Consider the following 25,688-nt stretch of genomic DNA (forward strand, 5'->3'; position numbering starts at 1 on the left):
ATGCCCCGGCCGCTGTTGTGGCTGCTGATGTGTGTCATGCCTGCGCTGGCGACAGCGCAGGACGAACCGTTGCGCGTGGCCTATAAGGGCGAGTTGTTGTCGTTGAGTCAGACGCAACTGATCAAGCGCGAACCGTTGCCAGCGTCGCTGGATGCGCCGCTGGGCAGTCTGTGGAAGTTGTTCGTCTACGCGTGGCTGGTGGATACCGGTGCACGGGAACCGGCGTATGAATGTCGCGGGCAGTCCAAAGAAGAAGTTTATTGCTGCTCGGCGGGCGGCAGGATCGAGCGGGATCAGGCACTGGTGAAGTCTTGCGGTCTGTATTTCGAACCGGCGCGGTTGGGCATTGCAGCGACGGATTGGCGAGCATATTGGCAGGCGCGGCAGGCGCCGTCGTGGTTGCTGGATTTGCCAGCCGTGCAACCGGCAACAAGGGTTTCGGTTGCCGAGTTATTGAGCGTTCTGGCGTTGCTGCCAGCGCAGGATCAGATGCGTCGCGTGTTGCTCGATGTCGTGCTGAACGCGGCGGACGGCAATGTCGTCGGCGAGTTGGGCGGGCGTTTGCGGGTGAAAACCTGGAGCTGGCTCGGCGACCAGGATGCGCAATCGCGACAAGGCGGATTCGCTGGCTGGACCACCGATGGCGCGCCGATCTGGGCGGGCGGGCGCGGCACCAGTCAGATGGTCCTGCGTCATTACGGCCAAGCGCTGGCCAGCGTGTTGCCGACGACGTGGCCAGCGGACGCGGGGCGTTGTGTGGAAGTCGGACTGTTCTCGAAATACCCGGTTTCGAAAGTTCTGGGCGGGGATCGTGTTGCCAAGTCCGGGCCATTGCGCGGCGACTACCGCGTCGAATTCGCCAACGGCAACGCGCTGGACATCCACAGCGATGGCGAGCTTTTTCTGCTCAACGACAAACTCGTCGCAAGACTTGATCGCGAAGAATATGTCGCTCGCGTTCTCGAACGCGAAGCCAAACCGCAACCCGCCGAAGCCGCCAAGGCGCTGGCCGTAGCGATCCGCACTTATCTGCTGCAAAACGCCACGCGCAACGGCGATTGCCTGAGCATCGACGACAGCAGCAATCGCCAGCGCGTCGCCCCGCGTCCAGCCTCGGCCGAGTCACGCAACATCGCGGCGTGGACGGCGGACCTGGTAATGGCTGGCAGCACCGTCACCTATCACTCCGACCAGCCCGGCCCGGACAAACTCGCCTGGCAGCAAGCCGTCGAGCAAGCGAACGCCGGCCAGCGCTACGACGCGATTCTGCTGCACGCCTATCCACGCGCCAGCCTCAGCCGCTGGGACAACCCGGTCGCCTCCTGCGAAGCATTGCCCGCCGCGCAAGACTGGCTGCAGAAGCAGCGGCGCGGCTGGCGTCCGAGGCTTGAAAGCGAAACCGGCTACAACGAAGTCAGCACTTTCGCCGTATGCAAACTCGCCTTCGGCCGGCCCTTCGTCGACCGTGAGCGTCAGCGCATTTATGTGCGCGGCGTGCTGACCCTGCAGGATCGCCTCGATCTGACCCACGAATATCTGCACCTGGCCTTCGAAGCACACCCCAACGGCCAGGATGAAACCTACATCGAAGGGCTCGCCCGTCACCTTTTGCTGGAATAGACCATGACACTCCGTTATCCACAGGTCTTGCTGCTGCTCTGTGCCCTCAACGTACTGCCGCAAGCGTTCGCTGCCGATGGCGTCAAACTCGACACCCCGGTCGGCGGCTGGCGCAGCGGCGCACCGCAAGGCGAGGGCGAGAGCTTTCGCCAGACCGTCAACTACCCGGCCTCGTCGGTCAACACACCGCTTGGCCAGGCCAATACCGCCAGAATCAGCGGCCAGATCAAAGCCGTGCCGAAGAACAACGAACCCGGCCGCCTGATCGTCAACGGCGTCAGCATGCCGCTGAAAATCGACCCCGCCGGCGGCTTCGATCGCCCGTTCTCCTTCCCCAACGGCAGCAACAGCGTCGAAGTGCGCAGCGCCGACGGCCAGCGACGCCACCGCACGCAATTCCTCAACGCCCGCGGCGGCGCCACCCCGGCCAAACTGCGCGTCCTGCTGGCCTGGGACAGTGACGGCACCGACCTCGACCTGCACCTCGTCACCCCCGACGGCGCCCACATCTGGTACGGCAACCGCGTCGCACCCAACGGCGCCGCCCTCGACGTCGACGTCACCACTGGCTACGGCCCGGAAATCGCCGCCATGCCCGCGCCGATCAAAGGGCAGTATCTGGTCTATGTGAATTATTACGGCGGCGGATATCGCGGAGATGACGAAGGTGGGGATGAAGCGGTGCAGGCGCTGACCACGGCGCAGGTGACGGTCATCACAGAAGAAGGCACGCCGAGCGAGAAGATGGAGACGTTTGTAGTGCCGATGCGGACGGCGGGGGAGTTAACGTTGGTGAAGTCGTTCAGTTATCCGTGAGGGGCATTTGTCCAACAGGTTGTTGGACAAATTCAGCAACTGTAGCTGGGCGCTCGAACAGCCTACAGATCAGCCAGACTGACCTGCATTCGCTGAGGAGCGGCGAGGCGCTCGTGAACGATGGCGGCAAGTTCGTCATCTTCTTCACTGGCCAACTTATCTTCGGCAGGCGGCTCGCCTCGTTCGGCGGCGCGCTCCAGCGCTTCCTCAATGGGGCATGAGATTCTGGGCATTATGTTCCCTGCGATATTTGGCGGGACGGTAACCAGTGCATTGGGCGCTATACAAGCGGGAAATGCGGTTTCAGCAATGGATATGGTTTGTTGCAGGCATTAAAAAGCCGGCTTGTGGCCGGCTTCTCGGGGACTGGCTTGGTTTATTTTTGGTAAACCGCGCCAGCCTTCAAAACGTACATCCGGATCTGCGTCCGGCTGTGGGACTTGGTCAGACGTTGGTCTGCCTCGTCGGGCGTCATCCGAGCCGCAGGGCGGGTCGATGCGCGAATGTGGGGCGCAGGATACTGAGTTTTGCTTTGGATTCCCAGCCTCAAGTGCGGTTTAGAGCGACTGAAGCAGTACAAATCCTGGATTTGTACCGGTTATCAGGGCCTCTTCGCGGGCAAGCTCGCTCCCACAGATTCGAGTGAAATGTCATAGAAACGGCACCACCGGCCGGCGCTTGCCCAGTGTCGACCACCAGAATACCCAGCCAAGAATGTGAATCCGCTGCTCTTCGATCTGCGCCGGCCGGAAAACCTCGTCGGGGTATTCGGCGCTGTTGTGGCTGCGCATGCGCAAGCCGTTGCCGGGCATGCGGTGCAGGTATTTGATGCGCAGCATGCCGTCGTGCTCTACGGCGTAGATTTCGCCGTCGACGACCTGGGTCAGGCCGCGGTCGATGGCGACGATGGAACCGTCTTCGATGCGATCGGCCATGCTGTTGCCGATCATGTGCGCGCAGATGGCGTTGGCGTGCTGGATGTCGAGTTGATCGAGGTGGGCGCGGGGCAGGCGCAGGGATTGGTCGGGGTCGAGGATGACGTGGGTTTTACCGTCGCCGTTGGCGATCGGGGTTTCCTTGAAAAATGCCAGGTCAATGTCGCTGGGATTGATGACGGTGTAGACGCCGCAGATGGACTGGGCATCGAACGTGTCGCCGTTGCTGGCGGGTGGGTGCAGGCGCGCGACCTCCTTGACGCCTTCCCCGGTTTTCAGCCATTCACTATTGACCGACAACAGGCGTGAGACTTCTTCCATGCGATACGCCGGGACGCCCCGGGTGTACCAGTTATGAACGTTTTGGGCTTCCGTGCCCCAGAACCTTGCGAAATCCGTGGTGCTGATGTTCGCTGCTTCCAGGAGTGCCTTGAATCGTGGACCGCTAGTGTTCTTTCTCATAAACACGGAGTCTACGGCCGGACTAGAGCGGTTTGAATAAACCGGGCGTTCAAAAAAAGCCTGTATTTTGCGACGGGATGTAAGGCGTACTTGTGGGAAATTAAACAGATTAAAACTGCATGTAGGAATTTAAACGCGCTGTTTAGCTGAAGCGTGCAGACACAAAAAACCCCGGATGTCCGGGGTTTTTTTCAAGCGTCACGCAAAGCGCAATGGCTTAGCCCTTGTAGGCGGCAACCGACTTGGTGATCGCTTCGCGGGCGGCGTCTGCGCCGGCCCAGCCTTCGATCTTGACCCACTTGCCCTTCTCGAGATCCTTGTAGTTCGCGAAGAAGTGCTCGATCTGCTGGATCAGCAGGGGTGGCAGATCGGTGTATTCCTTCACGTCGACGTACAGCTGCGACAGCTTGTCGTGTGGCACGGCGATGACTTTGGCATCGCCGCCGCCGTCGTCGGTCATGTTCAGGATGCCGACCGGACGCGCGCGGATTACCGAGCCTGGCGCTACCGGGTAAGGGGTCACGACCAGCACGTCGAGGGGATCACCGTCGTCAGCCAGGGTGTTCGGGATGTAACCGTAGTTGGCCGGGTAGAACATTGGGGTGGCCATGAAACGGTCAACGAACAGGCAATCACTGTCTTTGTCGATTTCGTATTTGATCGGCGCGTGGTTGGCCGGGATCTCGATCGCGACGTAGATGTCGTTCGGCAGGTCTTTGCCAGCCGGAATCTTGCTGTAGCTCATTGGGCGTTGCCCCCGTAGTTGACCAAAAACACTTGGCCGGATTGACCAAAAAGTGGCGGCGATTATAGGCACATTCCTACGCCGACGCCACGTACCAGAAGTCGTGCAGAGCTTAGTCGTGCGCCTGATAGACCGGGTCTGTGGCCTGAAGTTGCCGCAGTCTGCCCAACGGATCCTGCCGGTAGAAAAGCTGCAGTTGCAAGTAGACCTGTGGATAAGCCTCGTGGAGCAGATCCGGGGCGCTGAAGAAGTATTCGCTGGTGACGGCGAAGAACTCCGCCGGGTTCTCGGCGGCGTAGGGATCAATGGCGGTTTCGGCGTCGGGATCGTGGTCGAGCTGGCGGTTGAGGTCGTCGTAGGCGGCCTGCATCACTTCGGCCCAGTCGCTGACGCGCATGTCGGCGTGCAGTGGCGGCAGGCCGTTGGCGTCGCCGTTGAGCATATCCAGCTTGTGCGCCAGTTCGTGGATCACCAGGTTGTAGCCTTCCCAGCCACCGCTGGCCTGTACGCCGGGCCAGGCGAGAATCACCGGCCCCTGCTGCCAGGCTTCACCGCTGTGTTCGCCGTCCCACTCATGCTCGACGCCGCTGGCATCGCGATGACGTTGCGGGCTGAGGAAGTCATCCGGGTACAGCACGATCTCGTGGAAACCCTGGTACCAATTCAGATCACCGAGATGCAGCAACGGCAACTGCGCTTGGGCGGCGAGCAGCAAGCGCTGTTCCTGATGCAGTTCGACGCCGGGCAGGGCGGTCAGGTGTTTGTCGTCGAGAAACAGCACGCAGGCTTCGCGCAGCCACTGGTCTTCAGTCGCGCTGATGCCATCGAGGAAGGAGAGTTGATGGCGCACCCGTTGCCACAGGTCGTCGGCAATCGGGTGCCTGGCCAGGAGGCGCCGGCGTCGCCAGGCGCTCAGTGACCACATCGGATCAGTGGGATTGCACTTTGGTGCCGCCGAACCGGCTGCGCACCACGCCGATGATCATCGGCACCAGCGACAGCAGGATGATTGCCACCACCAGCAGCGAGAGGTTTTTCTTGATGAACGGCACGTTGCCGAAGAAGTAACCCAGAGTGACCAGACCGCCGACCCAGAGGATGGTGCCGAGCACGCTGAAGCCGAAGAAACGCGGGTACGGCATCCGCGCCACGCCCGCGACGAACGGCGCGAAGGTGCGGATGATCGGCAGGAAACGCGCCATGGTCACGGTCTTGCCGCCGTGCTTGTCGTAGAAGTCGTGGGTTTTCTGCAGGTAGTCGCGACGGAAGATTTTCGAGTTCGGGTTGCTGAACAGCTTCTCCCCGGCCGTGCGTCCGATCACGTAGTTGGTACTGTCGCCCATGATCGCCGCCAGCATCAGCAGGCCTCCGAGCAGCACCGGATCCATGCCGCCGCCGGCCGCCACTGCGCCAGCGATGAACAGCAGCGAGTCACCCGGCAGGAACGGCATCACCACCAGCCCGGTTTCACAGAAGATCACCAGAAACAGGATGGCGTAGATCCATGGCCCATAGTTGTTCACCAGCAAATCGAGATACACATCGAGATGCAGGATAAGGTCGAGCGGGTTGAAATCCATGGGGGCACCTGTATGACGGCCCGACTCGGCAGGCCTGTGCGGATGACTTCGTGTAAGCCTACAGCGGGGTGTAGTTTTTCTTACAAGCCGGAAAGATCGGGATTATACGGTCTGACCGCTGAAAAGCGCGTCGGTTTTGTAGCGGGGAGTGTCGCGAAGTGAGCAATTGTCAGGGAAGGGGCGGCCGTGGCGAGGGAGCGAACTCCCTCATCACCGAAGCCGCTGGAGTCAGAGCTCGTCGCTGATTGGCAGTACGTAGTTCTTGAACTCGGTGTCTTCCTTGAAGCCGATTGATTCGTAGGTTTTCTGCGCCACTTCGTTGTTTGCGCTGGTCGATACGCGCATGCGCACGGCCTGGGTTTCCTTGGCCATTTTCTTCGCAGTGCGGATCAGGTTGTCGGCGACCAGTTGCCGGCGCGCATCTTCGGCAACGTAGATATCGTTGAGAATCCACACGCGTTTGAGCGACAGCGACGAAAAGCTCGGATAGAGCTGGCAGAAGCCCATGAGTTTCTTGTCGTCATCGTCGGCCAGGGCCAGATAGATCACCGACTCTTTGCGGCGCAGGCGTTTTTCGAGGAACGCGCGGGAGGAATCCGGGTAAGGCAGGGAGCCGTAGAACTCGCGATATTTGACGAACAAAGGAGTCAGCAAATCCAGATGTTCGAGGGTCGCTTGAATAATCCGCATGATAGGTCTCGTCTTCAAGTGGCTGTCTTCAACTGCTCTGACGGCGATGGGAAACCCGGGCGGCCGTGCGTCGATCCTGCCTGAAAGCAGCGCAGAAAGGCAATGCGGAAACGGTTCAGGCTGGCGGTGGATCGAGCAGGAAGTTGCCTTTCATGTCGACAGCGTCGTCCGTCTCCAATGTGTGCAGCTGAGCTTCATCCTTCAGATTGACCCCCGACAGCTGCCGCCGACAGGCCTCGCGCATCAGATACAGCAAGCGATGCGCCGCCATGCCGTAGCTCAGGCCTTCAAGCCGAACATTGGAAATGCAGTTGCGATACGCGTCGGTCAGGCCGACCTTTGGCGCGTAGGTGAAATACAGCCCGAGGCTGTCCGGCGAACTCAGGCCCGGGCGCTCGCCGATCAGCATTACCACCATTTTCGCCCCGAGCAACTGGCCGATCTCGTCACCGATGGCGACGCGACCCTGCTCGACCAGCACCACCGGCGCCACGGACCAGCCGTCGCCGCTCATCTGCTCTTCCAGGCGCGTCAGGAACGGCAGGGTGTGGCGATGCACCGCCAGTGCCGACAGGCCATCAGCGACGACCATCACCAGATCGACCCCGCCCGGGTGTTGGCTGGCGTAGTCGCGCAAGGTCTGCGCCGATTCATCGCTGAGCTTGCGCCCCAGGTCCGGGCGTTGCAGATAGGTGTGTCGGTCCGGCGCGGCGCTTTGCAGTGCCAGGGTTTCCCGCCCGCGCTCGCTCAGTTGTGCGCTGATTTCGCTGTGATCGAAGGCCAGGTGCACGGCATCGCGGGCCTGGGCGTGGGCAAACTGAAAATCCAGCTGCGCCCGCGTCGGCAGACTGGTGCCGGTGCGGCCCAGGGCAATGCGTGCCGGGGTCAGGCGGCGCAGTTCCAGCCATGGGTTTTGCGGATCGACCGGTGGTTTTTCCATAAGACTCATCCCAAGTGCGCCAAGGCCTGGCGGAAGGCCGGCGGCAGGTTGTTGCCGAAGCGAACCTTGCCGTCCGCCTGGGTGAAGATGCCCATGTTGGCCAGCCACTGCTCGAACTCTGGCGCCGGTTTCAGGCCCAGGGTCTGGCGGGCGTACAAGGCGTCGTGAAACGAAGTGGTCTGGTAATTGAGCATGATGTCGTCCGAGCCGGGGATGCCCATGATGAAGTTGATCCCGGCGACGCCGAGCAACGTCAGCAGGGTGTCCATATCGTCCTGATCGGCTTCGGCGTGGTTGGTGTAGCAGATGTCGCAGCCCATCGGCACACCGAGCAGCTTGCCGCAGAAGTGGTCTTCGAGGCCGGCGCGGATGATCTGCTTGCCGTTGTAGAGGTACTCCGGGCCGATAAATCCTACGACGGTGTTCACCAGGAACGGCTTGAAATGTCGCGCCACGGCGTAGGCCCTTGTCTCGCAAGTCTGTTGATCGACGCCGTGGTGGGCGTTGGCCGACAGCGCGCTGCCCTGACCGGTTTCGAAATACATCAGGTTCTGCCCGAGGGTGCCGCGCTTGAGGCTGAGCCCGGCGTCGTAACCTTCCTGCAGCACGTTGAGGTTGATGCCGAAACTGGCATTGGCAGCCTCAGTGCCGGCAATCGACTGGAACACCAGATCCAGCGGCACGCCACGGTTGATCGCCTCGATCGAAGTGGTGACGTGGGTCAGCACGCAGGCCTGGGTAGGGATGTCATAGCGCTGGATGATCGCGTCGAGCATTTCCAGCATCGCGCAGATCGAAGCGATGCTGTCGGTGGCCGGGTTGACCCCGATCATTGCGTCGCCGTTGCCGTAGAGCAGGCCGTCGAGAATGCTCGCGGCAATGCCGGACGGCTCGTCGGTCGGGTGGTTGGGTTGCAGGCGGGTCGACAGGCGCCCGCGTAAACCGAGGGTGCCGCGAAATTGGGTGACCACGCGGATTTTCTGCGCGACCAGCACCAGATCCTGCACGCGCATGATCTTCGACACGGCGGCGACCATTTCCGGGGTCAAACCGGGGGCGAGGGCGCGCAGGCTGGTTTCGTCCGCCGCATCACTGAGCAGCCAGTCACGAAAGCCGCCAACGGTGAGGTGGCTGACCACGGCGAAGGCTTGCTTGTCGTGGGTGTCGATGATCAGCCGGGTGACTTCATCGGCTTCGTAGGGAATCAGCGCTTCTTGCAGGAAGTGGGTGAGCGAGATGTCCGCCAGGGCCATTTGCGCGGCCACCCGTTCGCCGTCGTTGAGCGCGGCGATCTCGGCCAGAAAATCCCCCGAGCGGGCGGGGCTGGCCTTGGCCATGACGTCTTTGAGGCTGTCGAAGCGGTAAGTCTGCGCGCCGACCGTGTGAGCAAAACTGGCCATTCAGCGTTCTCCGTGACGGCGCAGAATGCCTCTGCGCCGTGGTTTTCGACAATCAGTGCAAGGCTTGTTCAGCTTTTTGAATCGCCGCGAATTCTTCTTCCGGCGTGCCCGCTACCAAGTGATGCCGACTGTAGAAAGCAAAGTAAGCAATTAACACTCCATAGATGATCGCGGCGCCGATCACCACCCGTGGATCGACGAGGAAGCCCGCCACCACGGCGATGCACGCCAATACCAGCGCCACACCCGAGGTGAAAATGCCACCCGGCGTGCGGTACGGCCGGTCCATTTTGGGGCGCCGGATGCGCAGGGTGATGTGCGCGGCCATCATCAGCACATAGGAAATGGTAGCGCCGAACACCGCGACCAGAATCAGCAAGTCGCCCTGACCGGTCAGCGACAGCCCGAAACCGATGATGCCGGGGATCACCAAGGCCAGCACCGGCGCCTTGCTCTTGTTGGTCTGCGACAGTTTGCGCGGCAGGTAACCGGCCCGCGACAGCGCGAAGATCTGCCGCGAGTAGGCGTAGATGATCGAGAAGAAACTGGCAATCAGTCCAGCCAGACCGACAAGGTTGACGAAGCTGCCCATCCACGTCGAGCCGCCGTAGGCTTTGCTCAGTGCTTCAACCAGTGGATTACCCGAGGTCAGCAGCGAATTCGCTCCAGCGCCGCCGGGGCCGACGATCAGAATCAGCAGGGCGAACATCAGCAGCACCAGCATCGCCCCGATCAGCCCGCGCGGCAGGTCGCGCTTGGGGTTTTTGGTTTCTTCAGCGGCCAGCGGCACGCCTTCGACGGCAAGGAAAAACCAGATCGCATAGGGAATCGCCGCCCACACGCCGACGTAGCCGAACGGCAGAAACGGACTGGCGCCGACCGCAGTGGTCACCGGGATGTCGAGCAGATTGGCGACGTCGAAGTGCGGCACCATCGCCACCAAAAACACCCCCAGCGCCAGCGCGGCGACGGCGGTAATGATGAACATCAGCTTGAGCGCTTCGCCGACCCCGAAAATGTGGATGGCGATGAAGATGATGTAGAACGCCAGGTAGATCATCCAGCCGCCAATACCGAACAGCGACTCGCAGTAGGCGCCGATGAACACCGCGATGGCAGCGGGGGCGATGGCGTACTCGATGAGGATCGCGGTGCCGGTGAGAAACCCGCCCCACGGTCCGAAAGCACTGCGGGCGAAACCGTAGCCGCCGCCAGCGGTGGGAATCATCGAGGACAATTCGGCTAGGGAAAAGCACATGCACAGGTACATGGTCGCCATCAGCAGCGTGGCGAGAAACATGCCGCCCCAGCCACCCTGGGCGAGGCCGAAATTCCAGCCGGCGTAGTCGCCGGAAATCACATAAGCGACGCCGAGGCCGACCAGCAAGACCCAGCCGGCGGCGCCTTTTTTCAGTTCGCGTTGTTGGAAATAATCGGTGCCGACTTTTTCGAAGTCGACGGAGGAGCCGGTCGCCGGAGCGCCGGCCGGGGATTCGCTTGGCATAGGGTTCACCATTTTTATTGTTTTATTGGCCCGGCTACAGCCAGGAACCTGATCGTTCCCACGCTCTGCGTGGGAATGCAGCCCGGGACGCTCCGCGTTCCTTCGAAACCGAACGCGGAGCGTCCGTTGAGGCATTCCTTTGCTGCGCGTGGGAACGATCAGCATCGCAGGATCAGAAGAATCCCAACGGATTGATGTCGTAGCTCACCAGCAGGTTCTTGGTCTGCTGGTAATGGTCGAGCATCATTTTGTGGGTTTCACGCCCGACGCCGGACTTTTTGTAACCGCCGAACGCGGCGTGCGCCGGGTACAGGTGATAGCAGTTGGTCCACACGCGACCGGCCTTGATCGCCCGGCCCATGCGGTAGGCGCGGTTGATGTCGCGGGTCCACAGGCCGGCGCCGAGGCCGAACTCGGTGTCGTTGGCAATCGCCAGGGCTTCGGCTTCGTCCTTGAAAGTGGTGATGCTCACCACCGGGCCGAAGATTTCTTCCTGGAACACGCGCATCTTGTTGGTGCCCTTGAGCAGGGTCGGCTGGATGTAATAACCGGTGGCCAGGCTGCCCTCGAGTTTTTCCACCTTGCCGCCGGTCAGCAGTTCCGCGCCTTCGCCCTTGGCGATTTCCAGGTACGAGAGGATCTTGTCGAATTGCTGTTCCGATGCCTGGGCGCCGACCATGGTGTCGGTGTCCAGCGGGTCGCCGCGTTTGATCTGGCTGACTTTCTTCATCACGGCCTGCATGAATTCGTCATAGATCGATTCCTGCACCAGTGCGCGGGAAGGGCAGGTGCACACTTCGCCCTGGTTGAAGAACGCCAGCACCAGACCTTCAGCGGCTTTCTCGATGAAGCTCGGCTCAGCCTGCATGATGTCTTCGAAGAAGATGTTCGGCGACTTGCCGCCCAGTTCCACGGTCGATGGAATGATGTTTTCCGCTGCGCATTTCATGATGTGCGAGCCGACCGGGGTCGAGCCGGTGAAGGCAATTTTGGCGATGCGCTTGCTGGTTGCCAGTGCTTCGCCTGCCTCTTTACCGAAGCCTTGCACGACGTTGAGCACGCCCGGCGGCAGCAGGTCGCCGATCAGCTCCATCAGCACGCAGATGCCCAGCGGGGTTTGCTCGGCAGGCTTGAGCACCACGCAGTTACCGGCGGCCAGCGCTGGCGCGAGTTTCCACGCGGCCATCAGCAGCGGGAAGTTCCACGGAATGATCTGGCCGACCACGCCCAGCGGTTCATGAATGTGGTAGGCCACGGTGTTGCCGTCGATTTCCGCAGCGCTGCCTTCCTGAGCGCGCAGGCAACCGGCGAAATAACGGAAATGGTCAGCGGCGAGCGGGATGTCGGCGTTGAGGGTTTCACGGATGGCTTTGCCGTTGTCCCAGGTTTCGGTGATCGCCAGCAGTTCGAGGTTTTCTTCGATGCGGTCGGCGATTTTCAGCAGGATCAGTGAGCGCGCCTGCACCGAAGTGGCGCCCCACGCATCGGCGGCGGCGTGGGCAGCATCCAGCGCCTTGTCGATGTCTTCGGCGGTGGAGCGGGGGAATTCGGCAATTGGCTGGCCATTGACTGGCGAGGTATTGGTGAAGTACTGACCTTTGACCGGCGCGACGAACTCGCCGCCGATGTAGTTGCCGTACTTGCTCTTGAACGAGACTTTAGCGCCTTCAGTACCGGGGTGGGCGTAACGCATGATGATGTTCTCCTTGGCTTTGTACTTATTAGAGAAACGCGCAAGTGCGCTTGCTATAAGCGTAGAGCAAGGCTCGGGCCACTGCCGTGCAGGTCAGGCAAATCAAGGGCTTGGCCGGTTTGTCTCGGACGAATGGAGTGGCGCCGTGACGGTTTCGATACAGCACGGGTGACAGTTTGTACCGCTTGCGGCACAGCCCGTGACCGGGCGGTCTTGCCAGCATTGCAATGCGCGGGTGGCTGAGGGATCCTCAGCCAACAGCAATCCGTGTAGGAGCTGCCGCAGGCTGCGATCCTTTGATTTTGTTTTTCAAGATCAAGATCAAAAGATCGCAGCCTGCGGCAGCTCCTACACGGGATTGCGTAGACCTCTCGGGGAGAACAATAAGAAATGCACGACAACCATTTGAGTCGCCATGCCCGTCAGGTTCTCACCGTCACCCAGGGCAAACCGCACCTGCACGGCCCCGGCGCCGATCCATCGATCGCCCGTTCGTGGCTGCGTTGCCTTGAGGACTATCACCTCGATCCTTCTGTGACCATGGCGCCGACCGTGCTCGAGCATGGCCGAGTACTGGAAAGTCGCGAACGTCTGCAACAAGTGCTGCAAATCGCCGGCACCGAGATGAGCAGCCTGCATCAGCAACTGTCCGGTGCCGGCCATGCGGTGCTGCTGACTGACGCGCGCGGTGTGATCCTCAATTGCGTCACCGCGCCGGCCGAACGGAAGATTTTCGAGCGCGCCGGGCTCTGGCTCGGCGCCGACTGGAGCGAAGCCTGCGAAGGCACCAACGGCATCGGCACCTGCCTGGTGGAGCGTCAGGCGCTGACCATTCACCAGGACGAACACTTTCGCGGCCGCCACACCGGGCTGACCTGCTCGGCGAGCCCGGTGTTCGACCCCCATGGTGAGTTGTTGGCGGTACTCGATGTGTCTTCGGCGCGGCCTGACGTCTCGCGGCAGAGCCAGTTCCACACCATGGCGCTGGTCAATCTGTCGGCGAAGATGATCGAGAGCTGCTACTTCCTGCGCTGTTTCGACAACCAATGGTTGCTGCGTTTTCATCTGCAAGCCGAGTCTGTAGGCCTGTTCAGCGAAGGGCTGCTGGCGTTTGACGGCGAGGGGCGGATCAGCGCAGTCAACCAGAGCGCGCTGAACCTGCTCGGGCATATTCGCGGCGGTTTGCTCGGTAAACCGGTGGAGGCGTTTTTCGATTGTTCGCTGGATGACCTGCTCGGGCGGGCTAGCGCCAACGCCAGTGCCAGTTGGCCGCTGCGCACCCGCGATGGTCGACATCTGTTCGCGGTATTGCGCGGCGAATCGCGCAAGCCGACGCCGATCATGCCAGCGCCAATCGCCGCGCCCGCACCACGCCTGTCCGGCATCTGTCTCGGCGACGAAGCCTTGCAGGTCGAATTCCGCAAAGCCCTGCGCGTGTTCGAGCGCGACGTGCCGCTCTTGATCAACGGCGAAACCGGCTCGGGCAAGGAGGCGTTCGCCAAGGCTGTGCACCAGGCCAGCCAGCGCTGCGGCAATGCCTTCGTCGCTCTCAATTGCGCGGCCATTCCGGAAAGCCTGATCGAGAGCGAACTGTTCGGCTATCGCGGCGGCAGCTTCACCGGCGCGCGCAAGGACGGCATGCGCGGCAAGCTGCAACAGGCCGATGGCGGCACCTTGTTCCTCGACGAAATCGGCGATATGCCACTGGCGTTGCAGACGCGCTTGCTGCGTGTGCTGGAAGATCGGCAAGTGGTGCCGATTGGCGGCGAGCCGCAAGCGGTAGACGTGCGCATCATCAGTGCGACGCACCGCAATTTGCTCGAACGAGTCGAGGACGGCAGTTTCCGTGAAGACCTGTATTACCGCTTGAACGGGCTGGACGTGGCGTTGCCGGCGTTGCGTGAGCGCAGTGATAAATCGCAGTTGCTGGACTTTCTCCTGGCCGAGGAGGCAGGGGACGAAACAATTCTGATCGACGAACCGGCGCGGCAAGCGTTGTTGGCATTCAACTGGCCGGGCAATGTGCGGCAGTTGCGCAATGTCCTGCGCACGCTGGCGGCGTTGTGTGATGGCGGGCGGGTCGGCGTTGAGGATTTGCCGGTGATGATTCGGCAGGCGCGGCCGGCGGTGGTGGCGGCGCAGATTGTCGCGCAGCCATTGGACGACGCCGAGCGTGTCGCATTGCTCAATGCGCTTGAGCAGACGCGCTGGCATATGACCCATACCGCTGAACAGTTGGGCGTCAGCCGCAATACGCTGTACAGAAAGCTTCGCAAGCACGGCATCGCCCGCTCTGCCTGACCGACCTGATCGTTCCCACGCTCCGCGTGGTAACGCCTGCCCGGACGCTCCGCGTCCGCTTTGGGACGCAGAACGTCCCGTGCTGCATTCCCATGCAGAGCGTGGGAACGATCAGGTCGAACAGGCCCGCCCCTCAGCTAAAGAGTGCCATTTCCCCCTCCCTACGCTAACCTGCGGCCATGTTTTACGAGGTCGACTATGCACATTCATATTCTGGGTATCTGCGGGACTTTCATGGGCTCGATGGCGGTGTTGGCCAAAGAGCTGGGCCATCACGTCACGGGCTCCGACGCCAACGTCTATCCGCCGATGAGCACGCAGCTCGAGGCCCAGGGCATTCAGCTGACGCAGGGTTATGACCCGGCACAGCTCGATCCGGCGCCGGATCTGGTGGTGATCGGTAATGCCATGTCCCGTGGCAACCCGGCGGTGGAATATGTGCTGAACAAAGGCCTGCCGTATGTCTCCGGCCCGCAGTGGCTGGCCGATCACGTGCTGCAAGGGCGCTGGGTATTGGCCGTGGCCGGTACCCACGGCAAGACCACCACCAGCAGCATGCTCGCCTGGGTGCTGGAGCATGCCGGCATGAGCCCGGGTTTCCTCATCGGCGGCGTGCCGCAGAATTTCTCGGTGTCGGCGCGTCTGGGCGGTACGCCGTTCTTTGTCATTGAGGCTGACGAATACGACAGCGCCTTCTTCGACAAGCGCTCGAAGTTCGTCCACTACCGTCCACGCACCGCAATTCTGAACAACCTTGAATTCGATCACGCCGACATCTTCCCCGATCTGCCAGCGATCGAACGTCAGTTTCACCACTTGGTGCGCACCATCCCGAGCGAAGGGCTGGTCATCCACCCGACCACCGAGCCAGCGTTGCAGCGCGTGATCGAGATGGGTTGCTGGACCCCGGTGCAAACCACCGGCGCCGGCGGTCAGTGGCAGGTCAAGCTGCTCAGCGAAGACGGTTCGGCGTTCGAAGTGATGTTCGAAGGCGTGTCCCAAGGCACCGTCGAGTGGGAATTGACCGGTCAACACAACGTCGCCAACGCCCTGGCTGCTCTGGCCGCCGCGCGTCATGTTGGCGTGGTGCCGTCGATGGGCATCGCCGGGTTGAGCGCGTTCAAGAACGTCAAACGACGCATGGAGAAAGTCGCCGAGGTGCGCGGCATCACCATTTATGACGACTTCGCCCATCACCCGACCGCCATCGCTACCACCCTCGACGGCCTGCGCAAACGCATCGGCGACGCGCCATTGATTGCGATCATCGAGCCGCGCTCCAATTCGATGAAGCTCGGCGCCCACCGTGACGGTCTGCCGGACAGTGTGGTCGATGCCGATCAAGTGATCTGGTATGCCCCGGCCAACCTCGGTTGGGATCTCGGCGCCACCGCCGCATTGTGCACGGTGCCGTCGATTGTCAGCGATTCCCTGGAAGGCATCATCGAACGCGTGAAGAGCCAGGCGCAGCCCGGTACTCACGTGGTGATCATGAGCAACGGCGGCTTCGGCGGCCTGCACGGCAAGCTTGCCGAGGCACTGCAATGAACGCTTTTTCCCAGGCCGGCGGTCCGGAACGCATCACCTTGGCGATGACCGGCGCCTCGGGCGCGCAGTACGGCTTGCGCCTGCTCGATTGCCTGGTGCGCGAAGATCGCGAAGTGCACTTCCTGATCTCCAAGGCTGCGCAACTGGTAATGGCCACCGAGACCGACGTGTCCCTGCCGAACAAGCCGCAGATGATGCAGGCCTTTCTGACCGAATATACCGGCGCCGCTGCCGGGCAGATTCGCGTGTACGGCAAGGAAGACTGGATGTCGCCGGTAGCCTCCGGCTCCGGCGCGCCGGCAGCCATGGTGGTGGTGCCGTGTTCGACCGGCACGCTGTCGGCGATTGCCACCGGCGCCTGCAACAACCTGATCGAGCGCGCGGCGGACGTCACCCTGAAAGAGCGCCGTCAGTTGATTCTGGTGCCGCGCGAGGCGCCGTACTCGAGCATTCATCTGGAGCACATGCTCAAGTTGTCGAATCTGGGCGTGACCATTTTGCCGGCCTCGCCGGGCTTCTATCACCAGCCGCAGACCATCGATGATCTGATCGACTTCGTTGTGGCGCGGATTCTCAATCTGCTCGGCATCCCGCAGGACATGCTGCCGCGTTGGGGCGAGCATCACCTGAGCAGCGATGAATAAGCTGCTGGTGCTTGTGCTGGCGCTGCAATTGGCTGGATGCGCTACCGTGCGCACGCTGGATGCAGCCAAACCCGGCGCACCGGTGGTGTATGCCGGTACGCGCCTGGATTTGTATGCATTGAACGGCGGCTGCTGTGCGATGGACCGGTTCGGTGCCGAAGCGCCGAGCTATCCGGGCGTGGACCTGCCGGCCAGTGCGCTGCTCGATACGCTGTTGTTGCCGTTGTCGTTGCTCACCGTGATTGGCGTGGGCTTTCAGGCGACTGGTGGATTGTAGGGGGTCGCACAACCTCTGTGGCGAGGGGATTTATCCCCGCTGGGGTGCGAAGCGCCCCCCCCCAAAAAATTGTAAAAGCGACGACTGCTGCGCAGCCGAACGGGGATAAATCCCCTCACCACAAAGTCCCGGAGTTATTTGCCTAACTTGCGCAGCTCATCCGATTCGATCACCCGCACCCCATCCTGTTCTTCCAGCGCCAGGCGCCACATCGCTCGCGCCAACTGGCACGCTTCGATGCCGTGGTATTTGCCCGGAATCAGCTTCGACAACGGCCCGGCCAGTTGCTCGACCAGACGCGGTTCGGTGCGTTCGCCAAGCAGCAGCGAAGGTCGGCAAATGGTCAGTTGCGGCCAGTTCTGCGCGCGCAGGGCCTGTTCCATCTCGCCTTTGACCCGGTTGTAGAACACCGAGGAATCCGGATCGGCGCCAATCGCACTGATCACGATCAGATGCCGCGCGCCCATCTCCCGGGCGCGCTTGGCAAACGCCACGACCATGTCCAGATCCACCGCGCGAAAGGCTTCTTCGGAGCCGGCCTGTTTGATCGTGGTACCGAGGCAGCAGTAGGCGATATCGACCCGGCCACTGAGCTGCGGCAGAAACGCCTGCGGGTCGCCGACCGGGTTTTCCAGATGCGGATGCTCGGCCAGCGGCCGACGTGAAGGGGCGAGGACACGGGTAATCGTTGGCTCGTTGAGCAAACGGTCGAGCAGATGTTCACCGGTCAGTCCGGTGGCTCCGGCAAGCAATACGTGCTGAGGCGTCAAGTACATAGTGTCTCTCCCTTGATACTGTTCAGCTTAGTTGCCTTTTTTCGCCGCGTCGTTCAATGCGCTGCTTTGCAACGCTTTGCGCGCCTGCTGTTTTCGCAGCAGCTGCCAGTGCGACAGCACGGTTTTCGGCGCCCAGATCTGCGGCTCCGAGGCTTCGAAGCCGTCGGCCAGCTCACGTTCGGCGACGGTGGCCTTGGCCAGTTTGAAAGCCTGCTCCAGATCATCAGTCTGGTTAAGCGCCTGGGCGAACAGCGCGTCGCCGAAGTAGGTGAAGTTGGCTTCTTCCGAGCAACCGAACGACACCCGATCGGCGCGCGAGGCGGTCATGATCAGCGTGCGTTCGTCTTTCAGCGCCGGGATGAAACCGCCGGAATAGCAGGAGGAAATCACGATGACCTTGTCGCGATGCTTCAGCGGCGCGAGCACGGCGGCGAGTTCATCGGCGGGCAGATCGGCGAGTTCCATGCGCGGCTGATCGAGCACCAGTTCGTGCTCGGCGGTGCCGTGGCTGGTCAGATAAATGAACAGCAGATCTTCCGGCCCGCTGCGTTCGGCAAGGGCTTGCGCGGCGCGGCGCAGGTTTTCCCGGGTGGCCATCGGCCGGTCACCGAGATGATCGCGATGATTGACCAGACGAATCTGGCCGAAGGCGCCGAAGCGCGTGTTGAGCATGTTGGCGACGTAGTCTGATTCACGCAGGAACACGCTTTGCTTGCCGTCGCCGCCGAGTGTCAGGGTGTACAACTCGACTGCCGGAGTTGAAGCGGGGATCGCCGCCAGTGCGTCGTCCAGCAACCGGCCCTGGGCGAGCAAACCGAGTTCGAGGGTGTCGGGGAGCAATTTGCCGTCGGCGTCGCGCACGCGTTGGCCGTTGATCCAGGTGCCACTGAGCACGCTGCCATCGGTAAGCACCAGAGTGCCGCGTCCTGAATAGCTGTCGTTGTCGAAGCCGCCGATGTAGAAGCTGCCATCGGCCAGGTTCAAACGGCCCTGGCCGGTGAAGCGCCAGTCATTGAACACACCGATGTAATGGCTGCCATCCGCGCCGATCAATTCGCCCTTGCCGGTCAGCGCGCCCTCCTTGAACTGGCCGAGCCAGACGTCGCCGTCGGCGTTCTCGTAGCGGCCCTTGCCGTGCAGTTGATTGTTCTTGAAACCGCCGACGTAGATATCGCCGTCGGCGCTGTTGTAGGTGCCGTTGCCTTCCAGTTGGCCGTTGACGAAATGCCCGCTGAACGAATTGCCGCTGGCATCGCCGCGCTGGCCTTCGCCGTTGGGTTTGCCGTGGGCGAACTGGCCTTGATAGGAGCTGCCGTCGTCCATTTCCAGTCGGCCGAGGCCGGAATACTGGTCAGCCTTGAACTCGCCGCGATAGGTCATGCCGTTTTCTTTCAGCGTGCCTTCGCCATCGCGCCGGCCCTGCTTGAAGCCACCGGTGTAACTGCTGGCATTGGTGCTCAGGCTGCCCTGACCATCGAACAGCCCTTGCTGGAACTGGCCGCGATAGACCTCACCGTTGCTGCCATGCCATTCGCCTTGCCCGTGCCACTGACCCTTGTCGAACTCCCCGGCGTACCAGCTGCCGTTGGGGTAGTCGACGCGGCCCTGACCTTGCAGCAAGCCGTCGACCAGTTCACCGCGATAGCGACCGCCATCGGGCAGGCGCGCATCCGGCGGCAACAGCGATTCGCCGTCGCCGCAAGCGGTGAGCATCAGGGTCAGGGCAAGGGGTGCAAGTCGAGCGATTGAGCGCATAGCGGGATCCGGGCAATTAGGCGACCGAGTATGCCGCAGCTATGCGTCGCATATATACAGACGTGACGCGAAACAGCGTGCGCTGCTTCGCATCCGGGATGATCAGACGAAGCAGAGTGACAGCGGCTCGGCGATGTAGGCCGGTTTGTCCGAGCCTTCTATCTCCAGTGTCGCGGTAGCCTTGAGCAACCACTGGCCGGGTTTTTTCTCGGTGACTTCGACCATGTCGACCTTCAGTCGGACTTTTGAGTTGACCTTGACCGGCTGGATGAAACGCACGCTGTCCAGGCCATAGTTGACGACCATCTTCACGCCTTCGGGCAGCACGAGGATGTCTTCCATCAGTTTCGGCATCAGCGACAGCGACAGGAAACCATGGGCAATCGTGCTGCCAAACGGCGTTTGCGCAGCCTTGACCGGATCGACGTGAATGAACTGAAAATCACCGGTGGCTTCGGCGAACAGGTTGATGCGCTCCTGATCGATGGTGAGCCATTCGGAACGTCCAAGTTCCTTGCCGACATAATCTTTGAGCTCTGCAACGGGAACATAGGGCATTGAGACTCTCCTTGGGTTCATCGGTTTTATAGTTTTTCAGGGGGCGGATTTGACCGGCCTGCGAACCACTGTAGATCATCATGGCGATATGCTCAGGTCAACCGACCATGCTTTTGGCGAATGCCGGTCCATAGCGCCGGCATGCTTATAATGCCGAGCCCCTGCTGGCTGAAAATGTAAGACGGAGATGTCGGATGTTGTTACGTGGCCTGACCCTGCTGGTGCTGTTCCAATTGCTCGGCACCGCGCTCAATCATTTGCTGTTGCCGATATTGCCGGGGCCGATCATCGGGCTGCTGCTGTTGCTGGTGTTCCTGATCATTCGCGGTGAAGTCGGCGAGCCGCTGAATCAGGCGGCGGGCAGCCTGCTGCGTTATCTGCCGTTGCTGCTGGTGCCGCCGGCGGTGGGCGTGATGGTGTATGCCACGGCGATTGCTGCGGATTTCTGGGCGATTGTCGGCGCGCTGGTGGTCTCGCTGATCCTGTCGATGGCCTTTGCCGGCGTGCTCATGCAGCGGCTGGTCAAACGTCACGCGCCGCCGGCGGAGGAGTCCTGATGCTGTTTGACTGGCAAGGCGCGTGGGCGTCGGTGATTCATCATCCGCTGTTCGGCATCGGCATTACCCTCGGTGCCTATCAACTGGTGTTGGCGGCGTTCGAGAAAACCCGCTGGATCTTTCTGCAACCGGTGCTGGTCTCCATGTTGTTGGTGATCGGTGTGCTGGTCGGCTGCGGCCTGACTTACGCCGAGTACCGCAAGAGCACCGAGATCCTCAGCATCCTGCTGGGGCCGGCCACGGTGGCGCTGGCGGTGCCGCTGTATTTGAATCTGCGGCGCATCCGCCAATTGTTCTGGCCGATTTTTACTACGCTGGTGATAGGCGGGGTGGTCGCAACGGGCATGGGCGTGGCGCTGGGCTGGTGGTTCGGTGCCGATCACATGATCCTGATGACCATGGCGCCGAAATCGGTGACCTCGCCGATCGCCATGCTGGTCGCCGAGCAGATCGGCGGCGTGGCGGCGCTGGCCGCGGTGTTCGTGCTGATCACCGGGGTGATTGGCGCGATCTTCGGCCCGGCGCTGCTGACCCGCCTCGGCGTGCACAGCCCCGAAGCGCGCGGCATGGCGCTGGGCATGACCGCGCATGCGGTCGGCACGGCGGTGGCGATGCAGGAAAACGACGAGTGCGGCGCGTTCGCCGCGCTGGCAATGAGTCTGATGGGCGTGGCCACGGCGGTGTTCCTGCCGTTGGCGGTGTCGATGGTGGTGTAAGGATATGTCTATGAGTCTGCCGCTTTTCCCGCTGAACACGGTGCTGTTCCCCGGCTGCAACCTCGACTTGCAGATCTTCGAGGCGCGCTACCTCGACATGATCGGCCGCTGCATGAAGCAGGGCGTCGGTTTCGGTGTGGTGTGCATCCTTGAGGGCAGCGAAGTCGGTGTGGCACCAGAAGGTTTCGCAATGGTCGGTTGCGAGGCGCGGATCACCGATTTCCAGCAACAGGACAACGGCCTGCTCGGCATTCGCGTGCAAGGCGGACGGCGCTTCACTGTGCTGCGCACCGAAGTGCAGCGCGATCAACTGATTCTGGCCGACGTCGAGTGGCTGGACGATGAGCCCGAGCAACCGTTGCAGGACGAGGACGCCGACCTGGTCGCGCTGCTCAAGGCGCTGGCCGAACACCCGATGGTCGAGGCGTTGAACATGGGCACCGAAGCCGCCGGGCAACAGGCGCTGGCCAATCAGCTTGCCTATCTGTTGCCTTTTGCCGAAGAGGACAAGATCGATCTGCTGCAACTCGACGACCCACAGCAACGGCTGGATGCGATCCAGGCATTACTCGACGAGTTGCAGGGCGAACTGTTCGCCTAGTTTCACTTGGGAAACGCATGACTCAACGCGCAAACGAAGATCAGCGCAGGCCCACCCTGGCACGATGTTGAAACCGGCAGCGCACGGTCAGCTCATATTGACCGGGATGAACAGGCCTTCGCGGTCGACGCGCTCCAGCGGATCATTGAGCAGACTCCATTGATTGCTCACCGAGTTGTAAACCAGCGTGCCCGCTGTGTCGGCTTTGTAACCGATGTGGATGACGTAGACCCGTGCGGCCAGTTCGTGGCGTTGTTTGTGCTTGTCGATATCTGCCAGCAATGCCTCGACACTGGCGTAGCCACGAGCATCGATCACATACAGCTGCAACACCTCAAACAGCAGCGAGACTTCATAAATGTTGCCGGCTGACGTCACCACACAAATGGACTCCACCGGAGTGTCATCCAAGATGTCCGGCAACTCCACAGTGACGCTGGCAATGCGCAGGCGGTTGCCCTGGAACTGGATATCGGCGCGTGTGGCAGTTTCTGTCAGGGTACGGGTAAACAGATTCCATCTCGATGCATTGGCCGTTTTTGCCGCAGCGCCCGGTGTGGCCAGACGCAGGATACTGTTGCTGGCGAGATAAACGTCGTAAGTCGCGCTTTTGCCTTCGAGCAGATAAATCCCTGTGTGCGGCCGCGATTCGATGACCACTTTGCTGTTCTGGGTGCCCAGTGATGGTTTCTCGCTGACCAACGGACGGATGAATGGATATTTCCCGTTGCGCCGCTTCAACCAGCTCCGCGAGCTGAGCACACGGATGCCGGGATTTCTGGCGTCGTCCCGGTAACCGAGCGCGGGCACCTGCACGCGGTACGAAACGTCATCCTGCATGACCAGCACGATGTCCCGGGCCAGAAGCGGTGTCGTGACCTTCAGGCTGTTTTGGCCGCTGTAGCCCGTCGCAGCGGCAATCGTCTGGATCACGCCTTTGAAGGCCAGCACTCTGGAGGGCAGCAGGATCGACAGGCTGATGTTGTTGTAGGTCAGGTGCGTATTGCCCGAAACACCCTCGCGCACTTCCACGCCATAGCTGACCACCACGTCGACGATCTCGCTGTCCTGGTAATCCAGGTAAATGGTGTGGGCGCCGATAGCGTTGCCTGTGGCGACGAATTCGACCCTGTGCTCGGTACGTGCGATGAAGTGGCGCTGCACGCCCTGACCGTCCAGCGCCACCGTGCCAACGTTGACGATTGCCGGGGCGGGTGCCGGCCGTCCGCTGACGGTGACGGCAACCTCGATGTCCTGACTCAAGGCTTCACCTGGTCGAGTGGGCAGCTGCGCGCGCAGTTCATAGCCGTCGAGGGTGCGGAAGGCCCACTGAGCGTTATTCAATTGACGCTGACCGTTGACCGTTCGATAGACGTTTTCGAGGGTCAGCACATGGTCGGGGTCGCTGCCGTCCCTGCCGCGCAAGGAGTTGACCACCAGTGATGTACCGATGATTTGCCAGCGTTGAATGACCGCCATCGTCCAGCCGAATTCGATCAGGCTCGAATGTTCGCCACGCTCGATGATCGTTGTACGTGCATTGGTGTCGGCAATGTAATAGCGGTCTTCGCCGCCGCCGCCCTCCACCGTGCACTCGGTACCGAAAATTGCGATCGTGTCGTTGCCGTCGCCAGCGCTGATGCGGTCGTATCCGTTGGCGGAAATCTGGTTGGGCTGGTCATTGCCCGTGATAGTGCTCGTGCCTTTGCGCAAGGTCGCAACGTTTTCAATGGAGGTCAGATGGGCGACTTCGAGAGTGTCGTTCGCAGAGTCGGGGCCGCGAAGTGAGACCTTGCCGGTCTGCAGATTGACGTCGTGACCGACGTAACGCGTGTCGGTAATCGGACGGACGCCTTCGAACGCAACCAGATCGTAGCCCGAGCCGCCATCCAGCACATTGATGTGCGGCGGTCTGGTCGATCGATCCAGTTCCTGATCAGAGACTTCCTGGTAGAACGCATCATTTGTGTCGCCGCCGGTCAGTGCCTTGTGACCTTCGCGGTAGGTGAAGAGGTTGGGTCGCGCCTTGACGCCCACCACGCGGTCGTTGCCATCACCCAAGCGCCAGAACACGCCTTTGCCTTCGCCTGCACTGCCGTTGACTACGCCCTTGAGGTTGTCGGGTAATCCCTGGCTTGCGTCGATGACATCGTCGCCGCCGACGATCACCGCCTGGCTGTCGAGTCTGAACGGCAGCTGGCCGGCGCTTGCGTCCCACTGGTAACGCCACAGTTCGACAGGGCGCAATTCGGCGCGAAACGCGCCATTGACCACTTGGGCGATGGAGTCCTTGTAAGCGCCGGCAAGCATGTCTTTGGCGGACATTTCGAGCTGTTTCTCGTAGTCACTGGAAAGCCTGGACAGCTTGAAGCGATCCATCACCTCGGTGTCCAGTTCCTTGCCGGTGAAGGCGAACCATCCCGAGCGCAGACGCTCGAGTGTCGTCAGTTCGATGTAGTCGTCGATATCGTCGACGACCCTGGCGGCCTGATAAATCATCGACCCGCCGATGAGCAGCGCAGCGGCCGCGAGGCCGAGCGGGCCGGCAACGCTGCCGAAACCGGCCAGCGCGGCGACGCCCAGCACCAGGCTGATACCCGCGCCCGCGACACTCAGGGCACCGCTGAAATAATGATCCTGAGCCTCTTTGCCTGATGTCGCGGCGGCGGCGTTGAAGGATTTGATCGCGTCGACGATGTCGAACGGCAAGGTAATCGCGCTGGCGAACAGTCCCGCACCACGGCTCATGTATTTGCCGATCGAGGTCAGCGCAAAACCCTTCAGTACATTGCTGCCCTGAGTCAGCATCGCCTGGCCCGTTCTCGTCAGACCCTGCTCGATGATCAGCGAACCGAGTTCAGCAGCGATCGATCCGCCGTAAAACAGTATTTCCAGCGGCTCGCCTTTTTTGATTGCATCGGTCAGCGCCATGTAGCTGCTGTAGATGCCGAAGGCTTGCATGCCTACGCCTGCGCCGCTCATCAGATAGCTTTTGCTCTTGTTGATCCAGCCCGGCGTGTTTTCAAACGCGTCCGCACGGTGGATCTCCAGCTTTTGCGCAGCCTTGCCCAGCTTGTTGAGGCGATCCATGGCGCTGCCCGAAACCAGCGGCGTATCACTGACGAACAATGGGCCGGCATCGACCGAGCGCTTGCAGGCAATCTCATAGAACAGCAGTGCCGCCATGTCATTGTCGGGAAAGTCCACGGCTTGCAAGCGGGACTGCACCTTCGCGGACTCGAAATGGAGTCCGTCCAGAAAAGCCTGATCCACGCGCTTCATGTTGGCATTCGCCGGACTGACAGGTTGACCGTCTACGGTCGCCCCCAGCGCTTGCAACTCGACCCGACTGATCACGACCTCGCCGATACGCAGTGGGCCCAGGTGTTTGTCGATTGCCTTCAAAGTCTGGCGAAGGGATGGGGCGCTGTCAGGCACCTCGCCTGGCACCTCCGCTCGATCAGGCATGGGTGTGGACGGCGTATGGGGATTGGCCGAGGCGTCTATGGGGGTAACTTGAAGCGCGCGCACGTGGGCGACATGAGCCGCGGGGACGATGAGTTTCGACAC

General features: G+C 61.5%; 23 protein-coding genes. 9 read left to right on the forward strand and 14 right to left on the reverse strand.

The genetic code is table 11. The annotated features are described in order from the left end of the window. Entirely contained in the window at nucleotides 1-1,620 is a 1,620-nt protein-coding gene (locus AC0IXA_RS19695; RefSeq protein ID WP_471814360.1) for a DUF2300 domain-containing protein, read from the forward strand. Between the two features lie 3 nt (nucleotides 1,621-1,623). Further along, nucleotides 1,624-2,436, forward strand: a complete 813-nt coding sequence (locus tag AC0IXA_RS19700) for a YfaP family protein (protein WP_471814361.1) — start codon at nucleotides 1,624-1,626, stop codon at nucleotides 2,434-2,436. 62 nt (nucleotides 2,437-2,498) lie between these two features. On the opposite strand, the gene AC0IXA_RS19705 is transcribed toward AC0IXA_RS19700, so the two are convergent. The 10 genes from AC0IXA_RS19705 to exaC all read right to left on the reverse strand — a co-directional run bounded on the left by AC0IXA_RS19705 (nucleotide 2,499) and on the right by exaC (nucleotide 12,385). Next, a complete protein-coding gene (locus tag AC0IXA_RS19705) occupies nucleotides 2,499-2,669 on the reverse strand; it encodes a hypothetical protein (RefSeq protein WP_212617228.1) in 171 nt (56 codons plus the stop codon). A 417-nt stretch (nucleotides 2,670-3,086) separates the two neighbouring features. Then, nucleotides 3,087-3,833, reverse strand: coding sequence for a S24 family peptidase (locus AC0IXA_RS19710; RefSeq protein WP_073475694.1), 747 nt, complete (start codon nucleotides 3,831-3,833; stop codon nucleotides 3,087-3,089). Nucleotides 3,834-4,050: 217 nt separating this feature from the next. Beyond that, a complete protein-coding gene (ppa, locus tag AC0IXA_RS19715; RefSeq protein WP_003205933.1) occupies nucleotides 4,051-4,578 on the reverse strand; it encodes an inorganic diphosphatase in 528 nt (175 codons plus the stop codon). 112 nt (nucleotides 4,579-4,690) lie between these two features. Then, nucleotides 4,691-5,503, reverse strand: a complete 813-nt coding sequence (locus AC0IXA_RS19720; RefSeq protein ID WP_471814362.1) for a M90 family metallopeptidase — start codon at nucleotides 5,501-5,503, stop codon at nucleotides 4,691-4,693. A 4-nt stretch (nucleotides 5,504-5,507) separates the two neighbouring features. Next, a complete protein-coding gene (locus AC0IXA_RS19725) occupies nucleotides 5,508-6,158 on the reverse strand; it encodes a DedA family protein (RefSeq protein WP_016773001.1) in 651 nt (216 codons plus the stop codon). 228 nt (nucleotides 6,159-6,386) lie between these two features. Next, nucleotides 6,387-6,848, reverse strand: a complete 462-nt coding sequence (locus tag AC0IXA_RS19730; RefSeq protein ID WP_016773002.1) for a GNAT family N-acetyltransferase — start codon at nucleotides 6,846-6,848, stop codon at nucleotides 6,387-6,389. Between the two features lie 115 nt (nucleotides 6,849-6,963). Next, the gene (gene eutC, locus AC0IXA_RS19735; RefSeq protein ID WP_341639262.1) at nucleotides 6,964-7,788 is read right to left on the reverse strand and encodes an ethanolamine ammonia-lyase subunit EutC; all 825 of its coding nucleotides are present in this window, start codon (nucleotides 7,786-7,788) and stop codon (nucleotides 6,964-6,966) included. 5 nt (nucleotides 7,789-7,793) lie between these two features. Beyond that, the gene (locus tag AC0IXA_RS19740; RefSeq protein ID WP_217852841.1) at nucleotides 7,794-9,188 is read right to left on the reverse strand and encodes an ethanolamine ammonia-lyase subunit EutB; all 1,395 of its coding nucleotides are present in this window, start codon (nucleotides 9,186-9,188) and stop codon (nucleotides 7,794-7,796) included. A gap of 52 nt (nucleotides 9,189-9,240) precedes the next feature. Continuing rightward, nucleotides 9,241-10,692 (reverse strand): ethanolamine permease, encoded by a 1,452-nt coding sequence (eat, locus tag AC0IXA_RS19745; protein WP_024014466.1) that lies wholly within the window; start codon nucleotides 10,690-10,692, stop codon nucleotides 9,241-9,243. A gap of 172 nt (nucleotides 10,693-10,864) precedes the next feature. Continuing rightward, nucleotides 10,865-12,385 carry an acetaldehyde dehydrogenase ExaC gene (exaC, locus tag AC0IXA_RS19750; RefSeq protein ID WP_123448265.1) on the reverse strand — a complete coding sequence of 507 codons (1,521 nt, stop codon included), beginning with the start codon at nucleotides 12,383-12,385 and terminating at the stop codon, nucleotides 10,865-10,867. A 390-nt stretch (nucleotides 12,386-12,775) separates the two neighbouring features. On the opposite strand from exaC, the gene AC0IXA_RS19755 reads away from it, so the two are divergent. The 4 genes from AC0IXA_RS19755 (at nucleotide 12,776) to AC0IXA_RS19770 (ending at nucleotide 17,155) form a co-directional block, all read left to right on the forward strand. Beyond that, nucleotides 12,776-14,686 carry a sigma-54-dependent Fis family transcriptional regulator gene (locus tag AC0IXA_RS19755; protein ID WP_471814363.1) on the forward strand — a complete coding sequence of 637 codons (1,911 nt, stop codon included), beginning with the start codon at nucleotides 12,776-12,778 and terminating at the stop codon, nucleotides 14,684-14,686. Nucleotides 14,687-14,884: 198 nt separating this feature from the next. Beyond that, nucleotides 14,885-16,234, forward strand: a complete 1,350-nt coding sequence (gene mpl, locus AC0IXA_RS19760) for a UDP-N-acetylmuramate:L-alanyl-gamma-D-glutamyl-meso-diaminopimelate ligase (RefSeq protein ID WP_016773007.1) — start codon at nucleotides 14,885-14,887, stop codon at nucleotides 16,232-16,234. Further along, nucleotides 16,231-16,878, forward strand: coding sequence for a flavin prenyltransferase UbiX (ubiX, locus tag AC0IXA_RS19765; RefSeq protein ID WP_016773008.1), 648 nt, complete (start codon nucleotides 16,231-16,233; stop codon nucleotides 16,876-16,878). The genes mpl and ubiX overlap by 4 nt, the downstream gene beginning before the upstream one ends. Then, a complete protein-coding gene (locus tag AC0IXA_RS19770) occupies nucleotides 16,871-17,155 on the forward strand; it encodes a YceK/YidQ family lipoprotein (RefSeq protein ID WP_024014461.1) in 285 nt (94 codons plus the stop codon). The genes ubiX and AC0IXA_RS19770 overlap by 8 nt, the downstream gene beginning before the upstream one ends. A gap of 134 nt (nucleotides 17,156-17,289) precedes the next feature. Here AC0IXA_RS19770 and AC0IXA_RS19775 read toward each other — a convergent pair whose 3' ends face one another. The 3 genes from AC0IXA_RS19775 to AC0IXA_RS19785 form a co-directional block, all read right to left on the reverse strand. After that, the gene (locus tag AC0IXA_RS19775) at nucleotides 17,290-17,931 is read right to left on the reverse strand and encodes an oxidoreductase (protein ID WP_341639260.1); all 642 of its coding nucleotides are present in this window, start codon (nucleotides 17,929-17,931) and stop codon (nucleotides 17,290-17,292) included. Between the two features lie 27 nt (nucleotides 17,932-17,958). Then, on the reverse strand, nucleotides 17,959-19,686 hold the full coding sequence (locus tag AC0IXA_RS19780; protein ID WP_071173707.1) for a C13 family peptidase: 1,728 nt from the start codon (nucleotides 19,684-19,686) through the stop codon (nucleotides 17,959-17,961). 102 nt (nucleotides 19,687-19,788) lie between these two features. Next, on the reverse strand, nucleotides 19,789-20,244 hold the full coding sequence (locus AC0IXA_RS19785) for a MaoC family dehydratase (RefSeq protein WP_016773011.1): 456 nt from the start codon (nucleotides 20,242-20,244) through the stop codon (nucleotides 19,789-19,791). A 194-nt stretch (nucleotides 20,245-20,438) separates the two neighbouring features. On the opposite strand from AC0IXA_RS19785, the gene AC0IXA_RS19790 reads away from it, so the two are divergent. From AC0IXA_RS19790 to AC0IXA_RS19800, 3 genes are read left to right on the forward strand one after another with little or no spacing between them, the layout of a single operon-like run. After that, nucleotides 20,439-20,801, forward strand: coding sequence for a CidA/LrgA family protein (locus AC0IXA_RS19790; protein WP_016773012.1), 363 nt, complete (start codon nucleotides 20,439-20,441; stop codon nucleotides 20,799-20,801). Continuing rightward, complete coding sequence (locus AC0IXA_RS19795) at nucleotides 20,801-21,517, forward strand: LrgB family protein (RefSeq protein ID WP_016773013.1); 717 nt, start codon at nucleotides 20,801-20,803, stop codon at nucleotides 21,515-21,517. The genes AC0IXA_RS19790 and AC0IXA_RS19795 overlap by 1 nt, the downstream gene beginning before the upstream one ends. A 10-nt stretch (nucleotides 21,518-21,527) precedes the next feature. Then, a complete protein-coding gene (locus AC0IXA_RS19800) occupies nucleotides 21,528-22,118 on the forward strand; it encodes an LON peptidase substrate-binding domain-containing protein (protein ID WP_071173706.1) in 591 nt (196 codons plus the stop codon). 87 nt (nucleotides 22,119-22,205) lie between these two features. On the opposite strand, the gene AC0IXA_RS19805 is transcribed toward AC0IXA_RS19800, so the two are convergent. Beyond that, nucleotides 22,206-25,556: a calcium-binding protein gene (locus AC0IXA_RS19805; protein WP_471814364.1), complete on the reverse strand. Its 3,351-nt coding sequence runs from the start codon at nucleotides 25,554-25,556 to the stop codon at nucleotides 22,206-22,208. Nucleotides 25,557-25,688: the final 132 nt, after the last annotated feature.

The sequence above is a fragment of the Pseudomonas sp. AC083 genome (genome assembly GCF_979253165.1).